At 55.6% G+C, this 20529-nt stretch carries 20 protein-coding genes; 9 read left to right on the top strand and 11 right to left on the bottom strand.

Translation table 11 applies throughout. The annotated features are described in order from the left end of the window. Entirely contained in the window at positions 1-1491 is a 1491-nt protein-coding gene (locus tag ACIQ0G_RS01090) for an aldehyde dehydrogenase family protein (RefSeq protein WP_397576309.1), read from the bottom strand. Between the two features lie 109 nt (positions 1492-1600). Between ACIQ0G_RS01090 and ACIQ0G_RS01095 the strand changes: the two genes are divergently transcribed. Then, positions 1601-2785 (top strand): acyl-CoA dehydrogenase, encoded by a 1185-nt coding sequence (locus ACIQ0G_RS01095; protein WP_397576310.1) that lies wholly within the window; start codon positions 1601-1603, stop codon positions 2783-2785. Positions 2786-2934: 149 nt separating this feature from the next. On the opposite strand, the gene ACIQ0G_RS01100 is transcribed toward ACIQ0G_RS01095, so the two are convergent. From ACIQ0G_RS01100 to glmU, 9 genes are all read right to left on the bottom strand, one after another. Continuing rightward, entirely contained in the window at positions 2935-3342 is a 408-nt protein-coding gene (locus tag ACIQ0G_RS01100; RefSeq protein ID WP_397576311.1) for a DUF3617 domain-containing protein, read from the bottom strand. A 136-nt stretch (positions 3343-3478) separates the two neighbouring features. Next, the gene (locus ACIQ0G_RS01105; RefSeq protein WP_397576312.1) at positions 3479-4399 is read right to left on the bottom strand and encodes an Hsp33 family molecular chaperone HslO; all 921 of its coding nucleotides are present in this window, start codon (positions 4397-4399) and stop codon (positions 3479-3481) included. Beyond that, positions 4399-5325, bottom strand: a complete 927-nt coding sequence (gene argF / locus ACIQ0G_RS01110) for an ornithine carbamoyltransferase (protein ID WP_397576313.1) — start codon at positions 5323-5325, stop codon at positions 4399-4401. Before argF ends, ACIQ0G_RS01105 begins: the two co-directional genes overlap by 1 nt. After that, the gene (locus tag ACIQ0G_RS01115) at positions 5322-6509 is read right to left on the bottom strand and encodes an aspartate aminotransferase family protein (RefSeq protein ID WP_397576314.1); all 1188 of its coding nucleotides are present in this window, start codon (positions 6507-6509) and stop codon (positions 5322-5324) included. Before ACIQ0G_RS01115 ends, argF begins: the two co-directional genes overlap by 4 nt. A gap of 379 nt (positions 6510-6888) precedes the next feature. Further along, positions 6889-7077, bottom strand: a complete 189-nt coding sequence (locus ACIQ0G_RS01120; protein ID WP_397576315.1) for a hypothetical protein — start codon at positions 7075-7077, stop codon at positions 6889-6891. Positions 7078-7180: 103 nt separating this feature from the next. Continuing rightward, positions 7181-9004, bottom strand: a complete 1824-nt coding sequence (glmS, locus tag ACIQ0G_RS01125) for a glutamine--fructose-6-phosphate transaminase (isomerizing) (protein WP_397576316.1) — start codon at positions 9002-9004, stop codon at positions 7181-7183. A 16-nt stretch (positions 9005-9020) separates the two neighbouring features. Continuing rightward, positions 9021-9386 carry a type II toxin-antitoxin system VapC family toxin gene (locus tag ACIQ0G_RS01130; protein ID WP_397576317.1) on the bottom strand — a complete coding sequence of 122 codons (366 nt, stop codon included), beginning with the start codon at positions 9384-9386 and terminating at the stop codon, positions 9021-9023. 3 nt (positions 9387-9389) lie between these two features. Then, the gene (locus ACIQ0G_RS01135) at positions 9390-9635 is read right to left on the bottom strand and encodes a ribbon-helix-helix domain-containing protein (RefSeq protein ID WP_397576318.1); all 246 of its coding nucleotides are present in this window, start codon (positions 9633-9635) and stop codon (positions 9390-9392) included. A gap of 192 nt (positions 9636-9827) precedes the next feature. Beyond that, complete coding sequence (glmU, locus tag ACIQ0G_RS01140; RefSeq protein WP_397576319.1) at positions 9828-11174, bottom strand: bifunctional UDP-N-acetylglucosamine diphosphorylase/glucosamine-1-phosphate N-acetyltransferase GlmU; 1347 nt, start codon at positions 11172-11174, stop codon at positions 9828-9830. 61 nt (positions 11175-11235) lie between these two features. On the opposite strand from glmU, the gene ACIQ0G_RS01145 reads away from it, so the two are divergent. From ACIQ0G_RS01145 to phoB, 8 genes are all read left to right on the top strand, one after another. Further along, complete coding sequence (locus ACIQ0G_RS01145; RefSeq protein WP_397576320.1) at positions 11236-11907, top strand: HAD hydrolase-like protein; 672 nt, start codon at positions 11236-11238, stop codon at positions 11905-11907. Positions 11908-12033: 126 nt separating this feature from the next. Beyond that, positions 12034-13275, top strand: a complete 1242-nt coding sequence (locus ACIQ0G_RS01150) for an ATP-binding protein (RefSeq protein ID WP_397576321.1) — start codon at positions 12034-12036, stop codon at positions 13273-13275. Positions 13276-13382: 107 nt separating this feature from the next. After that, positions 13383-14435 carry a substrate-binding domain-containing protein gene (locus ACIQ0G_RS01155; RefSeq protein ID WP_397576322.1) on the top strand — a complete coding sequence of 351 codons (1053 nt, stop codon included), beginning with the start codon at positions 13383-13385 and terminating at the stop codon, positions 14433-14435. Between the two features lie 127 nt (positions 14436-14562). Next, positions 14563-15951, top strand: coding sequence for a phosphate ABC transporter permease subunit PstC (gene pstC / locus ACIQ0G_RS01160; protein WP_397576323.1), 1389 nt, complete (start codon positions 14563-14565; stop codon positions 15949-15951). Next, entirely contained in the window at positions 15944-17209 is a 1266-nt protein-coding gene (pstA, locus tag ACIQ0G_RS01165; RefSeq protein ID WP_397576324.1) for a phosphate ABC transporter permease PstA, read from the top strand. The genes pstC and pstA overlap by 8 nt, the downstream gene beginning before the upstream one ends. Before the next feature lie 3 nt (positions 17210-17212). Further along, positions 17213-18007 carry a phosphate ABC transporter ATP-binding protein PstB gene (gene pstB / locus ACIQ0G_RS01170; protein WP_183942222.1) on the top strand — a complete coding sequence of 265 codons (795 nt, stop codon included), beginning with the start codon at positions 17213-17215 and terminating at the stop codon, positions 18005-18007. 11 nt (positions 18008-18018) lie between these two features. Next, on the top strand, positions 18019-18690 hold the full coding sequence (phoU, locus tag ACIQ0G_RS01175; protein ID WP_395628634.1) for a phosphate signaling complex protein PhoU: 672 nt from the start codon (positions 18019-18021) through the stop codon (positions 18688-18690). A gap of 13 nt (positions 18691-18703) precedes the next feature. Then, positions 18704-19399, top strand: a complete 696-nt coding sequence (phoB, locus tag ACIQ0G_RS01180; protein ID WP_183942220.1) for a phosphate regulon transcriptional regulator PhoB — start codon at positions 18704-18706, stop codon at positions 19397-19399. On the opposite strand, the gene ACIQ0G_RS01185 is transcribed toward phoB, so the two are convergent. After that, positions 19396-20529, bottom strand: a 1134-nt coding sequence (locus ACIQ0G_RS01185) for an OprO/OprP family phosphate-selective porin (protein ID WP_397576325.1), incomplete at its 5' end; no start/stop codon positions are given. The genes phoB and ACIQ0G_RS01185 overlap by 4 nt on opposite strands.

Consider the following 20529-nt stretch of genomic DNA (forward strand, 5'->3'; position numbering starts at 1 on the left):
TTAGCCTAGGTCGAAAGTCACCCCTTGCGCAAGCGGCAGTTCGTTCGAATAATTAATCGTGTTTGTCGCGCGGCGCATATAGGCTTTCCAGGCGTCCGATCCGGATTCGCGGCCACCGCCCGTTTCCTTTTCGCCGCCAAATGCCCCGCCGATTTCAGCGCCGGATGTGCCGATATTGACATTGGCGATGCCGCAGTCGCTACCTTCTGCCGACAGGAACCGCTCGCACTCGCGGACGTCGGTCGAGAATATTGAGGACGAAAGCCCCGCGCCGACGCTGTTTTGAAGTGCGATGGCCTGCGCCAGATCGTGATATCGGAAGATGTAGAGTATCGGCGCAAAGGTTTCGCGCAATGCCGGGCCGTTGTGGGTGGGCATCTCCACGAGCGCAGGCCGGACATAGACACCTTTCAAGTCCATCCGTTCACCGCCAGTAATGCTTGCGCCAAGCGCGCGCGCTTCATTGAGGGCGACTTGCATGCCGTCATGTGCCGCTTCGTCAATAAGGGGGCCAGCAAGGTTGCTGCTGTCTAGAGGGTCGCCAACCGCCATGGATGTGCTGGCGGCTTTCAATGCCTCCACAAAATTGTCATAGATCGCGTCATGCACAAAGACGCGCCGTAGGCTCGTACACCGTTGCCCGCTTGTGCCGAACGCGGAGAACAAGACGCCGCGCAACGCCAATGCAAGGTCGGCCTTGTCGCTGATAATCGCGGCGTTATTGCCGCCAAGTTCCAATATCGTCTTGGCAAAACGCGCGGCTGCAACCTGTCCGACTTTGCGGCCCATTTGCGTGCTGCCGGTGGCAGAGATAAGCGCGATGCGTGGGTCCGCAACCAAAGCCGCGCCAACGTCGCGTCCGCCGTGCACCACTTGTGATACATGCGCTGGCGCATCACCAAATGCGGTCACCGCACGTTCAAAAATGGCTTGTACGGCCACCGCCGTCAGCGGGGTTTTTTCCGACGGCTTCCAGATAACGCTATTACCGCAGACAAGTGCCAACGCCGCATTCCATGCCCAGACGGCGACCGGGAAATTGAAAGCAGAAATGACCAGAACCGGCCCCAAGGGATGCCATTGTTCCATCATACGGTGGCCGGGACGTTCGCTGGCGATGGTGAGGCCATGTAGCTGGCGCGACAAGCCGACGGCGAAGTCGCAAATGTCGATCATCTCCTGCACTTCGCCCATGCCCTCAGACAAGGGCTTCCCACATTCGATGGTGACAAGGCGTGCCAGCTTTTCCTTATCTTCGCGTAAGGCATTGCCGAACACGCGAACGAGCTCTCCGCGACGCGGCGCGGGGACGGCGCGCCAACTGTGGAACGCATCGGTGGCTTTTGTGCACGCCGCATCCATATCCGAGACAGAGGCGGTTGGTACCGATCCGATAGTGCTGCCATCGACCGGCGAGTATGACGCCATATCCCCCGAACTTTGGGTTCCGAGGTTTTTCAGAATCGTCTCTACATCTGCTGCCAGCTTCACCGCTATCTCCTATGTGATTGCAAGGCGAATAGACGGGTTACAGACATTTTGCCAGCTTGCCCGCAGCACACAAAAAGTTTAGCGACCCAGGCAACATTGGAGAAAGTTTATGGCCGAATTGGCAGCATTTGATTGGTCCGACCCCTTCCGTCTGGATGCGCAACTTACCGAAGATGAACGCATGATCCGCGATACGGCACATGCCTTTGCGCAAAGCGAATTGCAGCCGCGCGTGATTGAGGCATACCGGACCGAATGTGATGCGCCCGAATTGTTTCCGCTGATGGGCCAAACGGGTTTGCTTGGCGCAACGATTCCGGAAGAATATGGCGGCGCTGGCGCGTCTTATGTCGCTTATGGCTTGATTGCGCGAGAGATTGAGCGCGTCGATTCGGGCTATCGTTCGATGGCGTCGGTTCAGTCGTCGCTCGTGATGCATCCCATCTATGCATATGGTTCCGAAGAACAGCGCCGCAAATATCTGCCCGGACTTGCGGCAGGAACGCTCATTGGCTGCTTTGGATTGACTGAGCCGGACGCCGGGTCCGATCCTGCGGGCATGCGCACCTTCGCCAAAAAAGTTGATGGCGGATATGTCATCAACGGTTCGAAGACGTGGATTTCAAACGCACCCTTTGCCGATGTCTTTGTCGTCTGGGCAAAATCGGAAGCACATGGCGGCGGCATTCGTGGCTTTGTGCTGGAAAAGGGCATGAAAGGCCTGTCCGCGCCAAAAATTCAAGGCAAATTGTCGCTGCGCGCATCCACCACGGGCATGATCATGATGGATAATGTCGAGGTTGGTGAGGACGCGCTTTTGCCCGACGTGCAAGGCCTGAAGGGTCCGTTCGGTTGCCTCAACCGTGCCCGCTACGGCATCAGCTGGGGCGCATTGGGGGCCGCAGAATTCTGCATGCATGCCGCGCGCCAATATGGCCTTGATCGCCATCAATTTGGCAAGCCGCTGGCCGCCAACCAGCTCTATCAAAAGAAGCTGGCCGATATGATGACCGACATTGCGCTTGGGCTTCAGGCATCGTTACGCGTCGGACGGCTTATGGACGAAGGCCAGCTGGCGCCCGACATGATTTCAATCGTGAAGCGCAACAATGTCGGCAAAGCGCTCGATATCGCCCGCGCCGCGCGCGATATGCATGGCGGCAATGGTATCAGCGAAGAATATCAAGTCATGCGCCACATGGCGAACCTCGAAACAGTTAACACCTACGAAGGTGCGCATGATGTCCACGCTTTGATTCTGGGGCGGGCCATCACGGGCATCGCGGCGTTCTGATAAAAAAATGGGCCGCCAAGCTGTACAGCGGCGGCCCAGTTATGGCTTTGCAGCCAACTAGGGAGGAAAGCGTATCTCTTAAAAGACACGCATCCCTTTAACGCAAAGATGGTAAATATTTCATGAACGCGGCGATAACGGCGATTGGCCTAGCAAGGGCCAGTCCTTCGGCCTTCGACCGAAAACGAAAACGGCGCATTATTGCGAATGCCCTGCGACTGAATGTGGATGATCCGGTTGGATTCCTTACGGATGGTCGTCAGACCTTGTCCTTGACCTTTGCATGTGTAGCTGACCGTCACCGAATTCACGGTTGAACGGACAACGTACCGCTCACACGCTGCGCCTGCATGCTGGATTTGGGTTAGCACCTCTGGATTGCCAAGACAGATTTTTGTCAATGGCGCCTCAGCCCCGGCTGCCCGCAAGCTCCATTGCCCGCGTTCGAGCGTGTTTAATAATGACAGATCATTTGCTGGCGTAAGCGCAATTGCGGCTGAAGTCAGCGACAGTAAAATGGTACCAGCCAGGCAATATTGGGCGTGTTTTAATGTCATAAGTATCAATCCAGAAACCAGCCATTTTCGTTGAAGCGGCCCGTTTATTTCCGAAACATATCACAAAATGCCGCATTTCGCATGATAGAATGTGGGCGATGAACGATGCGTGACCAGATTGGTCCACGCATTTCGATCAGTTGTTGAAGCTTGCCAAACTCACCGGAAAGCGGCGCGAGCAAAATTCGCAATCAACAACGATATCACCAGCATCATCGGCCATGTCAGCCCGGTCTTCTGCCGGAAATTTTGAGATGACATCGCGGATATGCACCGGATCACAGCGGCAGCCCTTGGACAGCGGGTCGCCTTGTTCAATGCGTACTTCCTGTTCCTCATGGAACAAGCGCCAGACGATTTCTTCCAGTGGCAATGATGGATCGGCAAGTTCAGCGCGGGCGATCGTGGAAGCAATGATTTCCACATGGTCCCATTCAGGATGGTCAAGCCGGACATGCAGGCGTTCACGGCCTTCTTCGCCTTCAGGCAAATGCTGGACGAGCAGCCCGCCAGCCACACAGCGGCCGTTCACATGGTCGACGGCAACGCGAATGAGCGTCGGAATTTGTTCAGACTGCACGAAATAGTTCGCGGCGGCATCGGCCAGCGTATCGCCCTCAAGCGGCACGATACCTTGGTACCGGCCACCGCCTTCAATCGCTGGCTTCATCCGGTCGAACGTTATGGCAAGATAGCCCTTGCCGAAGATGCCGAATAATGTGGAATCGTCCGGCAGCGCAGCGACAGTCGCTGGATCGAACTGCGCATATCCGCGCAACGCACCGTCCTTATAATCGCAGGCCAGCAAACGGATGGCACCCTTTTCGGTTTGCGTCTGCAATGTCAGCTGACTGCCCTTTTCCTTCAGCGAGGCGCCCAGCAGTGCCGTAAGCACCAGTGCCTCCGCGAGCGTTTTCTCAATGACGGGCGGATAAGCATGCGCGGCCAATATTTCAGCCAACACCTCGTCAAGCCGCACCAACCGTCCCCGCGCGTCACGGGTCGGAATGGAAAAGCGCAAAGGCTGATTACAAAAAGTTTCGGACTGCCCAGCCATTAAATTTGGCCAAAACACCAGCGTAAGATGGATTTTTGTGCGTGGAGTCGGTTTTCGGCTTCGTCCCAGATGACCGACTGCGGCCCGTCGATCACGGCGTCGGTGACTTCCTCGCCGCGGTGCGCAGGCAGACAGTGCAGAAATTTGGCATCGGCCTTCGCCATAGCCATAAGCTGCTCATTGACCTGATAGGGCATCATCGCGGCTATTTTATTGTGGGCGTGCTCTTGCCCCATCGACACCCAGGTGTCGGTGACAATCACGTCTGCGCCACGTACCGCTTCGGCAGCGTCGCGCGTGAGCGTAACGTTCGCACCCGCCGCGCGCGCGCTTTCAATGAAGCTATCGTCGCTTTCATAACCCTGTGGCACGGCAATCCGCACGTTGAACTGGAACAATCCCGCAGCCTCAACGATGGAGTTCAGCACATTGTTTCCATCGCCCAGCCACGCAAGCTCAAGCCCGGGCAACGCCTTGCCGTGCTCGGTTATTGTTAAAAGGTCAGCCACAATCTGGCACGGGTGCGACAAATCGGTCAGTCCGTTGATCACAGGCACGCTGGCGTGATGCGCAAGCTCTTCGACCTTGGCATGATCATCGGTGCGGATCATGATGGCATCGACATAACGCGACAAAACGCGGGCGGTGTCGGCGATCGATTCCCCGCGCCCCAGCTGCATTTGGCCAGACGCCATAAAAATGCTGTCGCCGCCCAGTTGCTTCATCGCCATTTCAAATGACGTCCGCGTGCGTGTCGAATTTTTTTCGAACACCATCGCGAGCGTATGCCCGGCTAATGGCGCATCCGCATCTGCCTTGCCCTTGGGCCAGCCTTGTCGTGCGGCTTTGCGGTCAATGGCGTCGTTAAGCATGGCCGCAATAGCATAGCCGCCAGCATCCGCCAGATTGAGGAAATGACGGGTCATGCCGCCTGCGGCACCTGGTAACTTGCCGCACCAGCCGAAAGCTTTTCCATGAAAATCTGGATTTCGGTATCGGTAATGTTCAACGGCGGCAGCACGCGGAAGGTGTTATCACCAGCGGCAACCAACAGCAGCCCATGATTGTCGCGCAAATGCGCGACAAACGCGCGCGTTTCGTGCGTCATCATGACGCCAAGCATCAAGCCCTTGCCACGCACGCCGGTAAACAGATCGGGATAGTTGCCAATGAACTGTTCAAGTGAGGTGCGCACTTTGTCGCCCGTCGCGCGCACATTTTCTAGGAATTCGTCATTTGCCACGACATCCCAAACCGCCTGGCATGCCGCCATCGCAAATGGGTTGCCGCCATAGGTCGAACCGTGCGTCCCGACGACCATGCCGCGGGCTGCCTCTTCGGTCGCCAAGCACGCACCCACAGGAAAACCGCCGCCCAAGCCCTTTGCCGTCGCCATAATGTCGGGTGTGATGCCATATTGTTCATAGGCATATAATGTTCCCGAGCGCGCAACACCGCATTGGACTTCGTCGAGGATGAGCATGATGCCATGTTCGTCGGCCAGCGCGCGCAGGCCCTTCAAAAACGCGTCAGACGCAGGGCGAACCCCGCCCTCACCTTGAATAGGTTCCACGAGGAAAGCCGCGGTCTTGGGCCCTAATGCAGCCTTAGCACCTTCAAGATCGTCGAAGTCGACATATTTGAAACCTTCGAGCAAAGGCAGAAAGCCTTTGTGCATCTTTTCCTGATTGCTGGCAGAAATCGTCGCCATCGTGCGGCCATGAAAGGCGTTTTTGAAGGTGATGATTTCAAAGCGGTCGCTGCCCTGGCTTTGGTGGTACGCGCGCGCGGTCTTGATTGCGCACTCGACAGCTTCGGCGCCGGAATTTGTGAAAAACACGGTGTCCGCAAAAGTCGTATCCACCAGCCGCTGGGCAAATGCCTCACCCTGCGGGCTGCCATAGAGGTTCGATACATGGATCAGCGTTGCTGCCTGATCCTGAATGGCTTTGGTCAAATGCGGGTGACCGTGCCCAAGCAAGTTCACAGCGATGCCCGCTGCAAAATCAAGCGCGCGGCTGCCGTCTTCGGAAATCAACCAAGCGCCTTCGCCGCGCACCGGTCGGAAACCGCAACGCGGATAGACGGGCATCAAAGGCGTGATCGACATGGTATATTTCCTTCCAACCAAATGCTTGGCATATTCCAAAAGCCAAAAAGCGGCCCCGCGGGACCGCTTGTTTTTGCCCTTCCGCTATAAGCTTGCAAATATGGCAAATCAACCCGTGCGACCGCGGCTGTATCACCCCTGATATCGGCGCATTGAGGCGCGCAGCGGCTACAGCCCCTTGTCGCGTTTTGCAGCAGCAATCTGTCGTTTAAGGTAACCGAACAACAGCAGATGCACCGCCACCCATAACAAAACGACAATCAGGATGATTTTGCCAGCGCTCATACGCGTTTCCTTTTTGCAGCCTAGGCAGTTTTAGCGACATAGCTGGCTGGCTGATGCAACGGCCTTTAGCATTTTGTACGAATGGACTTAAGGCCTAATCGCCGCCGCAGCCCCCGCCATCGCCCGTGCCGCAGTCTGCGGCGCTATCTGTGGCGGTCGCGCTGACGCCGCTATCGCTGTCTTCCCGTTTTCGAGGATTGGACGATTTGCCCGACCGAGCGCCAACGAAAGCCACGGCGAGAAAAATCGCGGCCGCAACCGCCGCTATTACAAACACGGACATATCATACTCCTTCTTCTGGACCGCCAATACCCCGATTCAAGGCATCGCTGGGCAGGTTAAGCGGCGGTATTACACGGCAGCTTTCAACGCGTTGCGCGCATCATCACTCCACCGTGACAGACTTTGCCAAATTGCGGGGCTGGTCGACATCCGTGCCTTTGGCACACGCCACATGATAAGCGAGCAACTGCACGGGCACAGCATAAACCAATGGCGCGATGAGCGGATGGACGCTTGGCATTTCGATAGTGGCAAGGCAGCCCTCGCCAGCTTCGGCTATGCCCTCGGCGTCGGAAATCAGCACGACCTTGCCGCCCCGCGCGCGCACTTCCTGCATGTTGCTCACGGTCTTTTCGAACAGCGGGCCGCTTGGTGCGAGGACGATGACGGGCACGGCTTCGTCGATCAGCGCGATTGGGCCATGCTTCATTTCACCCGAGGCATAGCCTTCGGCATGGATGTAGCTGATTTCCTTGAGCTTGAGGGCTCCCTCCATCGCCAATGGATAGTCGGGACCACGGCCAAGGTAGAGCACGTCGCGCGCAGGCGCGATAAGATGTGCCATCGCCGCAATATCGTCGTCATGCGCCAATGCGGCGTTCAAGGCAGCGGGCGCTTCGATCAGATGACGCACAATCTCGCGTTCTTCTTCTGCAGTCAGCTTGCCTTTGACGAGCGCAAGATGCGCGGCAAGCGCCGCGAGCACGGCAAGCTGGCAGGTGAAGGCCTTGGTTGACGCAACGCCGATTTCGGGGCCAGCATGTGTCGGCAGCAACAGGTCCGCCTCACGCGCCATTGATGATGTCGGCACATTGACCACGACCGCGATGGTCTGGCCATTTTCCTTACAGTGGCGCAGCGCGGCCAGCGTATCTGCGGTCTCACCCGATTGGGAAATGAACAGCGCCAGACCGCCTTCTTCCAACACCGGATCACGGTAGCGGAATTCGGACGCAACATCGATGTCGACGGGCACGCGGGCGAAGGTTTCAAACCAATATTTGGCGACCATGCCAGCGTAATAGGATGTGCCGCAGGCAACGATGGTAATGCGCTTCACGCCCGCAAGATCAAAATCCATCTGCGGCAGGGCAACGGTCTGTTCAACGGGGCGGATATAGCTGGAGAGCGTTTGGGCGACCACTGTGGGTTGCTCAAATATCTCTTTCTGCATGTAATGGCGGTAATTGCCCTTTTCGATCTGCGCCGCGGACACGCCGCTGGTGGTGACTTCGCGCGTGACAGGATTATTATCCTTATCGAAAATCTGCGCACCATCGCGGGTGACGACAACCCAGTCGCCTTCTTCCAAATAGGCAATTTTCTGTGTCAGCGGCGCGAGCGCCAATGCATCAGATCCCAAATAGGTTTCGCCGTCGCCATAGCCAACAACCAGTGGGCTACCGAGACGCGCGCCAATCAGAAAATCGGGAAATGCGCGAAACGCAATCGCAAGTGCAAAGGCACCACGCAAGCGGGGTAGCACGGCCTTCACTGCATCGGCCGGTGCATGGCCAGCCTCCACCTGTTCGGACACCAGATGCGCAACCACCTCTGTATCGGTTTCGCTTTCAAATGTCCGCCCGCGGGCGATGAGTTCATCGCGCAGCTGCTTGAAATTCTCGATAATGCCATTGTGCACGAGCGCGACTTCGCCCGTCGCATGCGGATGCGCATTGCTCGTGGTCGGCGCGCCATGAGTGGCCCAGCGCGTATGCGCGATGCCAATATTACCAGCGGCATCGTCGGTTTTCAGAACGTTGACAAGGTTCGCAAGCTTGCCCTCTGCACGGCGACGAACGAGCTGACCATCATGCACGGTGCAAACACCGGCGGAGTCATAACCCCGATACTCCATCCGCTTCAGCCCATCGACCAACCGGTCCGAAACAGCAGATTTGCCAACAATTCCGATAATTCCGCACATGGATTTTTTGCTTTCGTCAAATTGTGTAGGGGATTCGGATGCCCGGCATCTCTGCCGGAAAATCCTTTGTATTTCGTGTAATCAAGATCGCGCCATTCACCTGCGCGGTAGCGAGGATATAGGCATCCATCAATTTCATCGGCGATCGATATCGGATGTCAGCAGCGGCAGCGGCAATTCTGGCATCAATTTCGACCACTTCGAAGGGTGAAATGATTTGCTGGACAGTGTCGCGCCGCTCAAGCGGCTCCCCTGCCAATATTTCAGTCCAAACCACACGGCTGATCCTGTGTTTTTTATATCGTGAAAGCTCAGAGATAGCCTTGGGGTGATCTCTGAGCCAGTCGATCAATATATTGGTGTCAAAAAACGGGTCGGCCACAAATCATATATCTTCGTAAGGCCTGCGGTCTTCGCGCATTGTCCTTTGATATTCAACTGCGTCACCAATATCCGTCCGATTCTTCCAAAGACCAGCGCCGCGGGCGATCCAGTCTTTATTATCCGTGTTATGCACCAGGTACAGCTTAACAGCGTCACGAATTGCCGCCGCGCGTGAACGCTTTCCTTTGGCCGCCAGCGCATCCAGCTTCTCGATATCGTCGTCAGGAATGTCCGTAAGAATTCTCATGTGTCACTCGCTTCGTTCACTATCGAATCTGGATATTTACGTGCCGCCATATCGAGATACATCTGCCCTTGATGGTCGTCATATTCACCGAACATGTCCGGCGATTCGATTCATGATATATTGATATCATATCATGATATCATGTCAATGCAATCATAAGGGATTTGGGCACTTGCCCTTTGACATCAAGCGTCACTTCTTCTCCGCCTTCTTCTTCCGCATCGCATCGTGAAATCGATCCGCCCAGCCGGGCTTTACCAGCTGCTCGGCTCGGACCATGCGGAGTTCGCCGTCGGCGACGTCGCGTGATACGGCGCTGCCTGCCGCGACGATCGCATCGCGGCCGATTTTTACCGGCGCGATGAGGGCGCTGTTAGAGCCGATGAAAGCGCCTTCGCCAATCACTGTTTGATATTTGAAATAGCCGTCATAGTTGCAGGTAATCGTGCCCGCGCCGATATTTGCGCCTGCACCGATGGTCGCATCGCCAAGATAGGTGAGATGATTGGCCTTTGCGCCCTTGCCCAGATGGGCTTTCTTGGTTTCGACGAAATTGCCGATTTTGGCTTTTTCTTCCAACACCGTTCCGGGGCGCAAGCGTACGAAGGGGCCGACTTCGCAACCGCTGGCGATTTGCGCGCCTTCAATATGGCTGTTCGCGCGGATTTTGACGTTATCAGCGATGCGCACGCCGGGGCCGAAGAACACATTGGGTTCAATCAGGACGTCACGGCCAATTTGCGTGTCCCATGCGAACCAGACGGTGTCCGGCGCGATCAGGGTTGCGCCGTCGTCCATCGCCTGCACGCGGCGGCGCTTTTGCCATTCGGCCTCCATCTCGGCCAATTGTGCGCGGCTGTTGATGCCCGCAACATCAAAGGGATCCGTGGTGACTGCAACGCAAACACGGCCATCGGCGTTCGCGATGTTGACGATGTCCGTGAGATAATATTCTTTCTGCGCATTGTCGTCCGTCACGCGGTCGAGCAATCCAAACAGATCGCGTGACTTGACCGCCATCAAGCCGGAATTGGAGAGCTGCACCGCCTTTTCAGCGTCGGTCGCGTCTTTCTGTTCGACCATTTTAACGATGCGGCCGTCTTCGACAATCACGCGGCCATAGCCCGTTGGATCCTCCGGTTCGAACGCCAATACAACCACGGCAGGCGCGTCGGCGGCGTTCAGTCTTTCGACCATCGCCTGCATTGTCGCCGTCGGCACGAACGGAACATCGCCGTAAAGGATGAGGACATCGCCATCAAAGCCAGCCAGTGCGCCTTGCGCCTGCTGCACGGCATGGCCAGTTCCATGTTGCGGTTCCTGCACGGCCAATTCTGCGGACCCGGCCAAGGCAGCCTCCAGCTGATCCTTGCCGCTGCCGACGACCACAACCTTTTTGGCAGGACTTAAGGCATCAACAGACGCCATCAGGTGCATCAACATTGGCCGGCTGGCAATGGGATGCAGGACCTTGTGCAAGTCCGATTTCATGCGAGTGCCCTTGCCCGCGGCAAGGATGATGGCAGCTAATTCAGTCATGTGCATTGTCATGCCAGCAAATTGTTGCGGTTTCCAGAACTTGCAGCCATTTGGGAGTGATATGACAAAATTTCCTTTCGACATCATCGGCTTCGACCTTGACGGTACTTTAGTGGACACCAGCGGCGACCTCACCGCTGCGGTCAATCATGTGCTGTCCAGCGTCGGCAGGCCCACCCTTTCGGCCGAAACGGTCAAGCAACATATCGGCGGCGGGGCCAAGTTGATGTTACAACAGGGACTGGAGGCAACGGGCGGCATTCCCGACGGCGATTTTAAGCCGCTCTACCGCCAGATGTTGGCTTATTATGAAGCCAATGTGTCGGTCCACAGTAGGCCCTTTGATGGCGCACTCAATGTGCTGGATACGCTCGATGCGATGGGTGTGCGTTACGCGGTTGTGACCAACAAGTTCGAAAGCCTGGCGGTCAAATTGCTGAACGACCTGAACCTTGCGCACCGTATGGGCTGCATTTTGGGTGCGGACACGTTGGGCAAGGAAAATGCCAAACCATCGGGCGCGCCGATCTTTGAAATGGTCAAAAGATGTGGCGGCGGACGTGCGGCCTATATTGGCGATTCCATTTACGACATCATGGCCGCGAAAAATGCCGACGTGCCGAGTGTGGCCGTAAGCTTTGGTTTCCTGCACGGGCCCGTAGAGGATATGGGCGCAGATTCCATCATCGACCATTTTGATGATCTGATCGCGGCTTTGCAAAACCTCTCCTAATCAAATGTCCGTTATTTCATCGGCTATGCTTGCACGCAAAAACTGCGTCTATATGTGGGGCAATGTAGCCGGTAATAGCTGACACGGGATTGCCGCCGATTGGGATGACATGGACGGGTTGATATAGTGAACAGTTGGTTTTCTCCCCGCGTGCTTTTTGCCTTTGGGCTTGCTTTTGTGGGCGCCGTTTTTGCAGGGCAAATGCTTGGTGCGGCCGAACGCATCCTTGTGGTGTTCGTATCCATGCTGATTGCTTTGTTCGTTGTGGCCGAAGGGCATGACCATGATGAAGCCGTTATCGATACGCCGCGCGAAGAGGAACCGCCAGCTATCGATGCCGCCTCAATTACGTCGCACCCCCAGTTGCAGGCGTTCATCGATGCATCAACTGATGCGATATTGATGGTCGAAAATGCGCGCGTCACGGCTGCGAATATGGTCGCGTTGCGCTTATTGGGTAGCAATATTGTTGGTCAGAATGTCCGGATGGCATTTCGGCATGCCGGTGCAATCGAACGATTGTCTGACCCTGATGCCCAGCACAGCGGCCACCCCATAAAACTGACAGGCATAGGCCAGCAAAACCAATTGTGGGAAATGCGTATCCAGATGATGGGCCCGGGACAGAAGATTGTCCATTTGGCCGACCGCAGTGGCACGCAAGCGGCCGAAAAGATGCGCGTGGATTTCGTTGCCAATGCCAGTCACGAACTGTTGACGCCGCTCGCTGCTATTAAAGGATTCATCGAAACATTGGATGACCCCGCTGCTGGCGACGACCCAGCCACGCGCAGCCGGTTCTTAGGCATCATGGCGACTGAGACCGATCGCATGCAGGCGTTGGTGCGCGACCTTATGTCGCTTAGCCGCATTGAAGCCGAAAAATATGATCCGCCGCAAACACCCGTCGATTTTGCCCAGATCGTGATGGAAACGGTGGACCAGTTGCGCAACAGCCAGAAGGACCGCGGCGCAGATATTGCTTTTGATATCACCGCGGATTTGCCCGCAGTGATTGGCGATGCGGGCCAATTGCGGCAGCTTGCCAACAACATCCTGAATAATGCCATGAAATATGGAAAAGACGGCACCCCGGTTCTGGTCTCGCTCGTGTCGTCGCGATCCGGCGCTATGCTGAACTTGGCTGTAGCGGATGAAGGCGACGGGATTGCGCCCGAACATTTGCCGCGACTGACCGAGCGTTTTTACAGGGTCGATTCGGGACGCAGTCGGTTGGTTGGCGGAACGGGTCTGGGGCTTAGCCTGGTCAAGCATATTGTGGACCGGCACCGCGGCCATCTGGAAATCCGCAGCACGGTGGGAAAAGGCACAACTGTGTCGATTTTGCTGCCCGTTTCGCCGGCATGACCGTCACAATAGTGTAACACAAGAGTCATTTATCAGCCATCTGTGGCGTCTAATGGACCCCAGAGCGCAGTTCGTTCTGTGCCGAATCCACTATGGGGACAACAGTTATGATTAAGAAAATTTCACTTGTTGCCATCAGCGCGCTCGCGCTTGCGGCATGTAATGACCAGGCAAGCACTGGTGGGGCCGCTGGCGGCTCGCGTCAGGAAATCCGCATTGTGGGTTCGTCGACGGTATTTCCATTCGCAAAGGCCGCGTCTGAAGCGTTTGCAAAAGCGGATCCATCACGCAAATCACCCGTTCTGGAATCGACCGGAACCGGCGGCGGCATTGAACAATTCTGCAAAGGCGTAGGCGCAGAGACACCAGACATCGCAAATGCTTCACGTCGCATGAAGAAGAGCGAATTCGAAAATTGCCAGAAGAATGGCGTTAAGGACATTATCGAAGTTCAGGTTGGCATTGACGGTCTGGCACTTGCACAGTCGAACAAGGGCACCAAGTTCGAATTGTCGACCGCTGACGTCTACAAGGCGCTCGCAGCCAACCCGTTCGGTAAGCCACAGACTGCAAAGCTTTGGTCGGACGTGAACCCTTCGCTGCCTAAATTGCCAATCTCGGTATATGGCCCGCCAACGACTTCGGGTACGCGCGATTCATTCCATGAGCTGATCATGGAAGCTGGTTGCAAATCCGACGCTGCAACCAAGGCGTTGAAGGACACCGACGAAGACAAGTATAAAGCAATTTGCACCGAAATTCGCACCGATGGCGCTTTCAAGGAGCAGGGCGAAAACGATAACCTGATCGTGCAGAAGCTCGATTCCAACCCCAACATGGTTGGCATCTTCGGCTACAGCTACATGGAAGAAAATGCATCCAAGGTACACGGCATCGTGATGAACGGCGTCAACCCGACAGTCGCGACGATTTCGGACGGTAGCTACCCCGGTGCGCGCAAGATGTTCATCTATGTCAAGAAAGCCCACATCGGCAAAATTCCTGGCATCAAGGAATTTATTGTCGAGTTTCTTAAGGGCGGCGCAGTTGGCGGATATCTGACCAAATTGGGCATGATTGCATCGACTGAAGCAGACTATAAAGCTGCAAACGAAGCTGCAAACAGCCTCAATGCCATGACGGGCGCAGATTTGAAATAAAACTGCAACAATCATCGCGTCTATGGGCCTGGATCGAATCTCCGTTTGATCCAGGCCCATTGCTATTTTGGGTTCGGTATTCAGCGGAATTCGGCCAATTTTGGCCCAAGGGAGCAATGTTAAGTTTATGACCGGAACGGCTTTGCTCTTCCTTGTCCTTGGTCTCGGCCTCATTGGCTGGATCGTTGGGCGCGCCCGCGCGTCGGGTTTCGTCCGCAAGGCAAAGGGTGGCCCGCGTGGCACTGTGAACAGCCTGCCTTATTATCACGGTTGGTTTGTTGCGATCTGTGCCGTTGCGCCTGCGCTTTTGTTCATGGTCATTTGGCAGTCGCTTTCGCCATCGCTGGTCACCAATATGGTGCTGTCGGCACCGATCGCCGCTGAATTGCCACAAGACACCTTTGCCCGCGCAGCCATATTGTCTGAAGCACGCGCCATAGCGCAGGGTTTTCAAGCAACCGCATTTCAGGACATGAGCGACAAACTTGTTCCTTTATACAAAGGCGCGCTGTCTTATTATAAGTGGCTCGGCGTAGCCGCGACATTGTTGCTGTTATTCGCAGGCGGCGCTTTTGCATTTACCCGCCTAAAACCGGACTTTCGCGCGCGCAGTAAAGTTGAACGCGTCATTATGTTCGGGCTGCTTGTCGCATCGCTTATCGCCATCATCACCACGCTTGGTATATTTGCGTCGTTGATATTTGAATCCTGGCGCTTCTTCTCAATGGTGTCGCCATTTGAATTCCTGTTCGGAACCGACTGGAACCCCAAATCGGTTGTCACGCCTGGCGCGGACAATGGCTATGGCGCCATACCATTGTTCTGGGGCACGATTTTCATCGGTGCCATCATCGCGATGATCGTTGCCATCCCGCTGGGTCTGATGAGCGCGATCTTCCTGACGCAATATGCGTCCGCGAATGTGCGCAAATGGATGAAGCCCATTCTTGAAATCCTCGCTGGCGTGCCCACCGTGGTATATGGCTATTTTGCTGCCTTAACCGTGGCACCAGCTGTGCGTGACTTTGCGGTCATGCTGGGTGTCAGCAACGCAGCATCTGACAATGCGCTTGCTGCGGGTATCGTCATGGGCGTGATGATTATTCCATTGGTATCGTCGATGTCGGATGACAGCATTGCCGCAGTTCCCAACGCGATGCGCGATGGCAGCTTGGCCATGGGCGCGACCAAGAGCGAAACCATTAAACAGGTACTCCTACCAGCCGCACTTCCCGGCGTGGTCGGCGGCATATTGCTCGCCGTCAGCCGCGCGATTGGTGAGACGATGATCGTGGTGATGGCCGCAGGCTACACCGCGAACCTAACTGCAAATCCTTTCGACACGATCACCACCATTACAGTCCAGATTGTCGCGCTTTTGACGGGCGATCAGGATTTCGGCAGCCCGCACACGCTGGCCGCGTTCGCGCTTGGACTGGCGTTGTTCATAACGACGTTCTTCCTGAATTATGTCGCATTGCGGGTCGTCAAAAAATATCGGGAAGCATATGAATAAGGCCGTCATCGACCCAAGCCCGACCGACTGGAACGGGCACATTATGCAAAAGCGCATTGCCAGCCGTTATGCGGCTGAGCGGCGCTTTAAAGCGATGGGCTTTTTTGCGGTCGCGCTATCAACGCTTTTCCTCGCGTTTCTGTTGTTCACCATGCTTGGCCAAGGCCTGCGTGGTTTCCAACGCACAGAACTCGCCGTGGAGTTCGATTTTCCGGCACTGACCTCTGGCGCGACTGCAGCGTCCGTCACTGGTCCAAATGCCGATGCCGCGTTGAATTCGATGGACATTCCCGGCCTCGTCGAATTGGCTGTGGGGCAACAATATGCTGGCTTGGGCGACAGCCTACTGACCTCCGCCGCGGCAGCAAATGTGCGGCAGATGTTGATAGACAATCCGGAACTTGTCACATCCAAACAAACGCTTTGGTTGCCAGCGGACTCCCGATTGGACGTGGCATTCAAGCGCAAAGGCGAGCCAGCGGCTGAAAAGACGGTTGCTGCGCTTTCTGAAAAGGATGCTTTGCGCACTGGCTTTAACTGGACGTTCCTAGCAGGTGCAGATGCGACGGACCCATCTGCGGTTGGCATCTGGGCTGCGTTCAAGGGATCGCTGATGACGATGGCGATTACCCTGTTGCTCGCCTTTCCCGTCGGCGTCCTCGCGGCGTTATATCTTGAGGAATATGCGCCGAAGAACAGGCTGACGGACATGATAGAAGTGTCCATCAACAACCTCGCCGCTGTTCCGTCGATCATCTTTGGTCTTTTGGGACTCGCCGTGTTTCTCACGATCTTCGGCATGCCGCGATCATCCGCATTGGTGGGCGGATTAACACTCGCGCTGATGACAATGCCCGTGATTGTCATTGCCGGCCGCAACGCCGTCAAATCCGTTCCTCCGTCTATCCGCGAAGCGGCCTTGGGCATCGGCGCTTCACCTGTTCAAGTTGTTTTCCACCATGTTCTGCCGCTTGCTCTGCCCGGTATCTTAACGGGCACCATCATTGGTATGGCACGTGCGCTTGGTGAAACGGCGCCACTGCTGATGATCGGCATGCGCGCCTTCATTCCGGCTGCGCCAGAAGGCTTTACGGACGCCGCCACGGCATTGCCGGTGCAGATTTACCTGTGGTCGGATGAAGTCAATCAGGGCTTTGTCGAAAAAACCAGTGCGGCAATCATTGTGTTGCTGATATTCCTGCTGGGAATGAACGCTTTGGCCATTTATCTTCGCAACCGTTTTGAAACGCGGTGGTGATTTATGAACAAAAAGGACGTTAATGTGGGCGAAAACCCCGGAAATCCAAAAATATCCACGCGCAATGTGAATGTTTTTTATGGCGATAAACAAGCGATAAACAACGTATCCATTGACGTCGACCGCGAAAATGTGACTGCCTTCATCGGCCCGTCGGGCTGCGGTAAGTCGACCTTCCTGCGGTCACTGAACCGCATGAACGACACCGTCATTGGTGCGCGCGTCGAAGGCGAGATTTTGCTCGATGGGCAAGATATCTACGCATCGTCGATGGACGTCGTACAATTGCGCGCCCGCGTCGGCATGGTTTTCCAGAAACCCAATCCTTTTCCCAAATCCATTTATGACAATGTCGCTTATGGCCCCCGGATTCACGGGCTGGCGAGCGGCAAGGCAGAGCTGGATCAGATCGTCGAGGGATCACTGACACGTGCCGGTTTGTGGACCGAGGTCAAGGATCGGCTGAACGAAAGCGGCACTGCGCTCTCCGGCGGTCAGCAGCAGCGTTTGTGCATTGCCCGCGCCATTGCCGTTGATCCCGAAGTCATTTTGATGGACGAACCTTGTTCGGCGCTCGATCCCATCGCGACAGCACGGATCGAGGAGTTAATCCACGACCTGCGCGGAAAATATGCTATCATCATCGTGACGCATAATATGCAGCAGGCGGCACGTGTGTCACAACGCACCGCATTTTTCCATTTGGGCAATCTCATTGAATTTGGTGAGACATCCGAAATATTCACCAATCCACGTGAAGACCGCACCAAGGATTATATTACAGGCCGCTACGGTTAGGAATTAATAACATGAGCACAGGCACAAGGCACACCATTAGCGCGTTTGACGATGACATGGACGAAATCCGTGGCCTCATCGCCGAGATGGGTGCGCGCGCCGAGACTGCGGTCGTCGCAGCTATGAAAGCCTTGTCGGATCATGACATCGAACTGGCCGCCTCCGTTCGTGCCGAAGACAAAGTGATCGACACTCTTGAGACCGACGTCGAACGCTTGGTTGTGCGTACCATTGCCTTACGCGCACCGATGGCCGACGATTTGCGTGAGCTTATCGCCGCACTCAAAATGTCTGCAGTTATTGAACGCATCGGTGATTACGCGAAAAACATCGCCAAGCGTGTTCCGAAGATGGAAGGCAAAATCCACGCCTCCGCCAAAGAACAACTCGGACGCATGGGTGAAATCGTTGTCGAAATGATCCGCACCGCCATGGATGCTTATGCAAAGCGTGACATTGATCTGGCCCGCGCAGTGACCATTCGTGACGACGATGTTGACCAGCTTAACAAAGATCTGTTCGTCGACTTTGTCGCATATGTGGCGAAAAACCCCAAAAATGCGACGGAAGTCGCCCATCTGCTTTTTACGGCCAAGAACTTGGAACGGATTGGGGACCATACCACCACCGTTGCCCAGATGATTTATTTTACCGAAACGGGTGAAAACCTGCCCGACGCTTAACGCGGAGAAACATATGCCCAAGGCGCAATTGCTGTTGGTTGAAGACGATAGTGCTCTGGCCGAGCTGGTGCGCTGGCATTTTGAACGCGAGGAGTTCGACGTTCAGCATACCGGGGACGGTGAAGAAGCGCTGCTGATGGCCAAAGAACGCACGCCCGATCTGGTTTTGCTGGATTGGATGTTGGAGAATCTGTCGGGCATCGAAGTGTGTCGGCAATTACGCAAAGCGGACAACACCGCCAATGTGCCAATCATCATGTTGACGGCTCGCGGTGAAGAAGACGACCGTATTCGCGGACTTGAAATCGGCGCTGATGATTATGTCACCAAGCCTTTTTCACCACGCGAATTGGTTGCCCGTGCAAAGGCCGTTCTACGCAGGGTCCGTCCCGCGCTGGCAGGCGAAGCGCTGCGCTTTGGTGACGTCGAAATGGATACGGTCGCGCACAAGGTAAAACGTGGCGGAAAACAGGTTCCGCTTGGGCCAACCGAATACCGGTTGCTGAAGCATTTCCTCGAATATCCGGGCCATGTATTCTCGCGTGAGCGCCTTTTGGACAGTGTCTGGGGCCATGACAGCGATATCGAGATCCGCACCGTGGATGTCCACATCCGCCGTTTACGCAAGGCGCTCAATGAAGGCTTTGACAGCGATATCATCCGGACTGTGCGTTCGGCAGGTTATTCGCTTGATCAGGATGCTGTTTAGAAGGAAATCTGGCCACGTACGGCGAATTTATTGACGCCGTACGCCCTGCGCCCCGAGGCGGGAATATCAGCGTCGCTATAATTGAGACTGGAATATTGCCCCATAAGACGAAAGTTCTCGGCCGGCGTCCAAATCAGTGACGCAAGATAAGCATTTTGCACGCCGCCTATAACCGCCGAGCTGTTGAGGTCCAAAAAGTCATAGCGTAGATTGAATTGTAACGCGCCGATGCCTCCACCGCCTACCGGATTCCTTGGTTTGATGGCTCCGAACACGCCCCCCTTCAACGGGCGGCTGTCCTTGGTCAAAAAGACACCGACCTCTGCATAGGCCCCGAAAAAAATCGGGTCATGTAAGCCATCACGTTGCGCCTTTAACCAATGTACCTCAGATGCCACATGAAGCCGGCCATGAACGGCTGCGGCCTCTAAACCAAAGCGTTGCTCCTTCTCAACAGACAGCGCGGGTGTTCCAATATATTGCGTATCAGTGATGCGAAGCGCTGGGCGGCTGCGATAACGTATAGGCGTGTTTCCGATATCGTTCAGGTCGCGCCAGTGATAGGCTGCACCGAAATGCATTGTGGTCGTCGCAAATCGCGGAGACCAGTGCGCACGGACATCGACGGAATTGCTGTTTGTCGCAACGTCGTTTAATAAAATCAGCGGATCGGTATAAATCCCGCCCGAAACGCCAAAATCGCCCGATATAAAATGTCCCGAAATGCCGGTACGCCGCGAATAGCCAAATGCGCTTACAAAAGCTGCGCGTTCCAAAAAGCTGGTATTGAGCGTGGCTGTGTCCTCGTCGAGCGGAAGCTGCGCCTTCTGCTGGCCTAAGACGACCTTAAATCGGCTATTACTCCATTGGACATAGGCATCCGCCAACGTGATTGGGTCTGTCGAAAGCTCGGTGTCTAGCCGAGCAGCAAAACCATGGGGCATTTTCAGGTCCACGCCAACGCGTGCACGGCGAATATCCTCAAAATTGCCAGTGCCGATCAGGCCATTTGGTCCATCCAGCGCCGCGACATCATATTGCAAACGCAGACGCGGCGTTAATTGCCACTCTTTTTCCGGTTCTGTCTTTCTGGGTTCAGTTGGTGCTATTTCCCCAAATGTGGCTTCAGC

Source organism: Sphingorhabdus sp. (genome assembly GCF_044354325.1).
Lineage (GTDB): Bacteria > Pseudomonadota > Alphaproteobacteria > Sphingomonadales > Sphingomonadaceae > Sphingorhabdus_B.

Coding starts and splice junctions, on each gene's coding strand:
- ACIQ0G_RS01095 (WP_397576310.1), top strand. CDS start 1,601: ATGGCCGAATTGGCAGCATTTGATTGGTCCGACCCCTTCCGTCTGGAT.
- ACIQ0G_RS01100 (WP_397576311.1), bottom strand. CDS start 3,342: ATGACATTAAAACACGCCCAATATTGCCTGGCTGGTACCATTTTACTG.
- ACIQ0G_RS01105 (WP_397576312.1), bottom strand. CDS start 4,399: ATGGCTGGGCAGTCCGAAACTTTTTGTAATCAGCCTTTGCGCTTTTCC.
- argF (WP_397576313.1), bottom strand. CDS start 5,325: ATGACCCGTCATTTCCTCAATCTGGCGGATGCTGGCGGCTATGCTATT.
- ACIQ0G_RS01115 (WP_397576314.1), bottom strand. CDS start 6,509: ATGTCGATCACGCCTTTGATGCCCGTCTATCCGCGTTGCGGTTTCCGA.
- ACIQ0G_RS01120 (WP_397576315.1), bottom strand. CDS start 7,077: ATGTCCGTGTTTGTAATAGCGGCGGTTGCGGCCGCGATTTTTCTCGCC.
- glmS (WP_397576316.1), bottom strand. CDS start 9,004: ATGTGCGGAATTATCGGAATTGTTGGCAAATCTGCTGTTTCGGACCGG.
- ACIQ0G_RS01135 (WP_397576318.1), bottom strand. CDS start 9,635: ATGAGAATTCTTACGGACATTCCTGACGACGATATCGAGAAGCTGGAT.
- glmU (WP_397576319.1), bottom strand. CDS start 11,174: ATGACTGAATTAGCTGCCATCATCCTTGCCGCGGGCAAGGGCACTCGC.
- ACIQ0G_RS01145 (WP_397576320.1), top strand. CDS start 11,236: ATGACAAAATTTCCTTTCGACATCATCGGCTTCGACCTTGACGGTACT.
- ACIQ0G_RS01155 (WP_397576322.1), top strand. CDS start 13,383: ATGATTAAGAAAATTTCACTTGTTGCCATCAGCGCGCTCGCGCTTGCG.
- pstC (WP_397576323.1), top strand. CDS start 14,563: ATGACCGGAACGGCTTTGCTCTTCCTTGTCCTTGGTCTCGGCCTCATT.
- pstA (WP_397576324.1), top strand. CDS start 15,944: ATGAATAAGGCCGTCATCGACCCAAGCCCGACCGACTGGAACGGGCAC.
- pstB (WP_183942222.1), top strand. CDS start 17,213: ATGAACAAAAAGGACGTTAATGTGGGCGAAAACCCCGGAAATCCAAAA.
- phoU (WP_395628634.1), top strand. CDS start 18,019: ATGAGCACAGGCACAAGGCACACCATTAGCGCGTTTGACGATGACATG.
- phoB (WP_183942220.1), top strand. CDS start 18,704: ATGCCCAAGGCGCAATTGCTGTTGGTTGAAGACGATAGTGCTCTGGCC.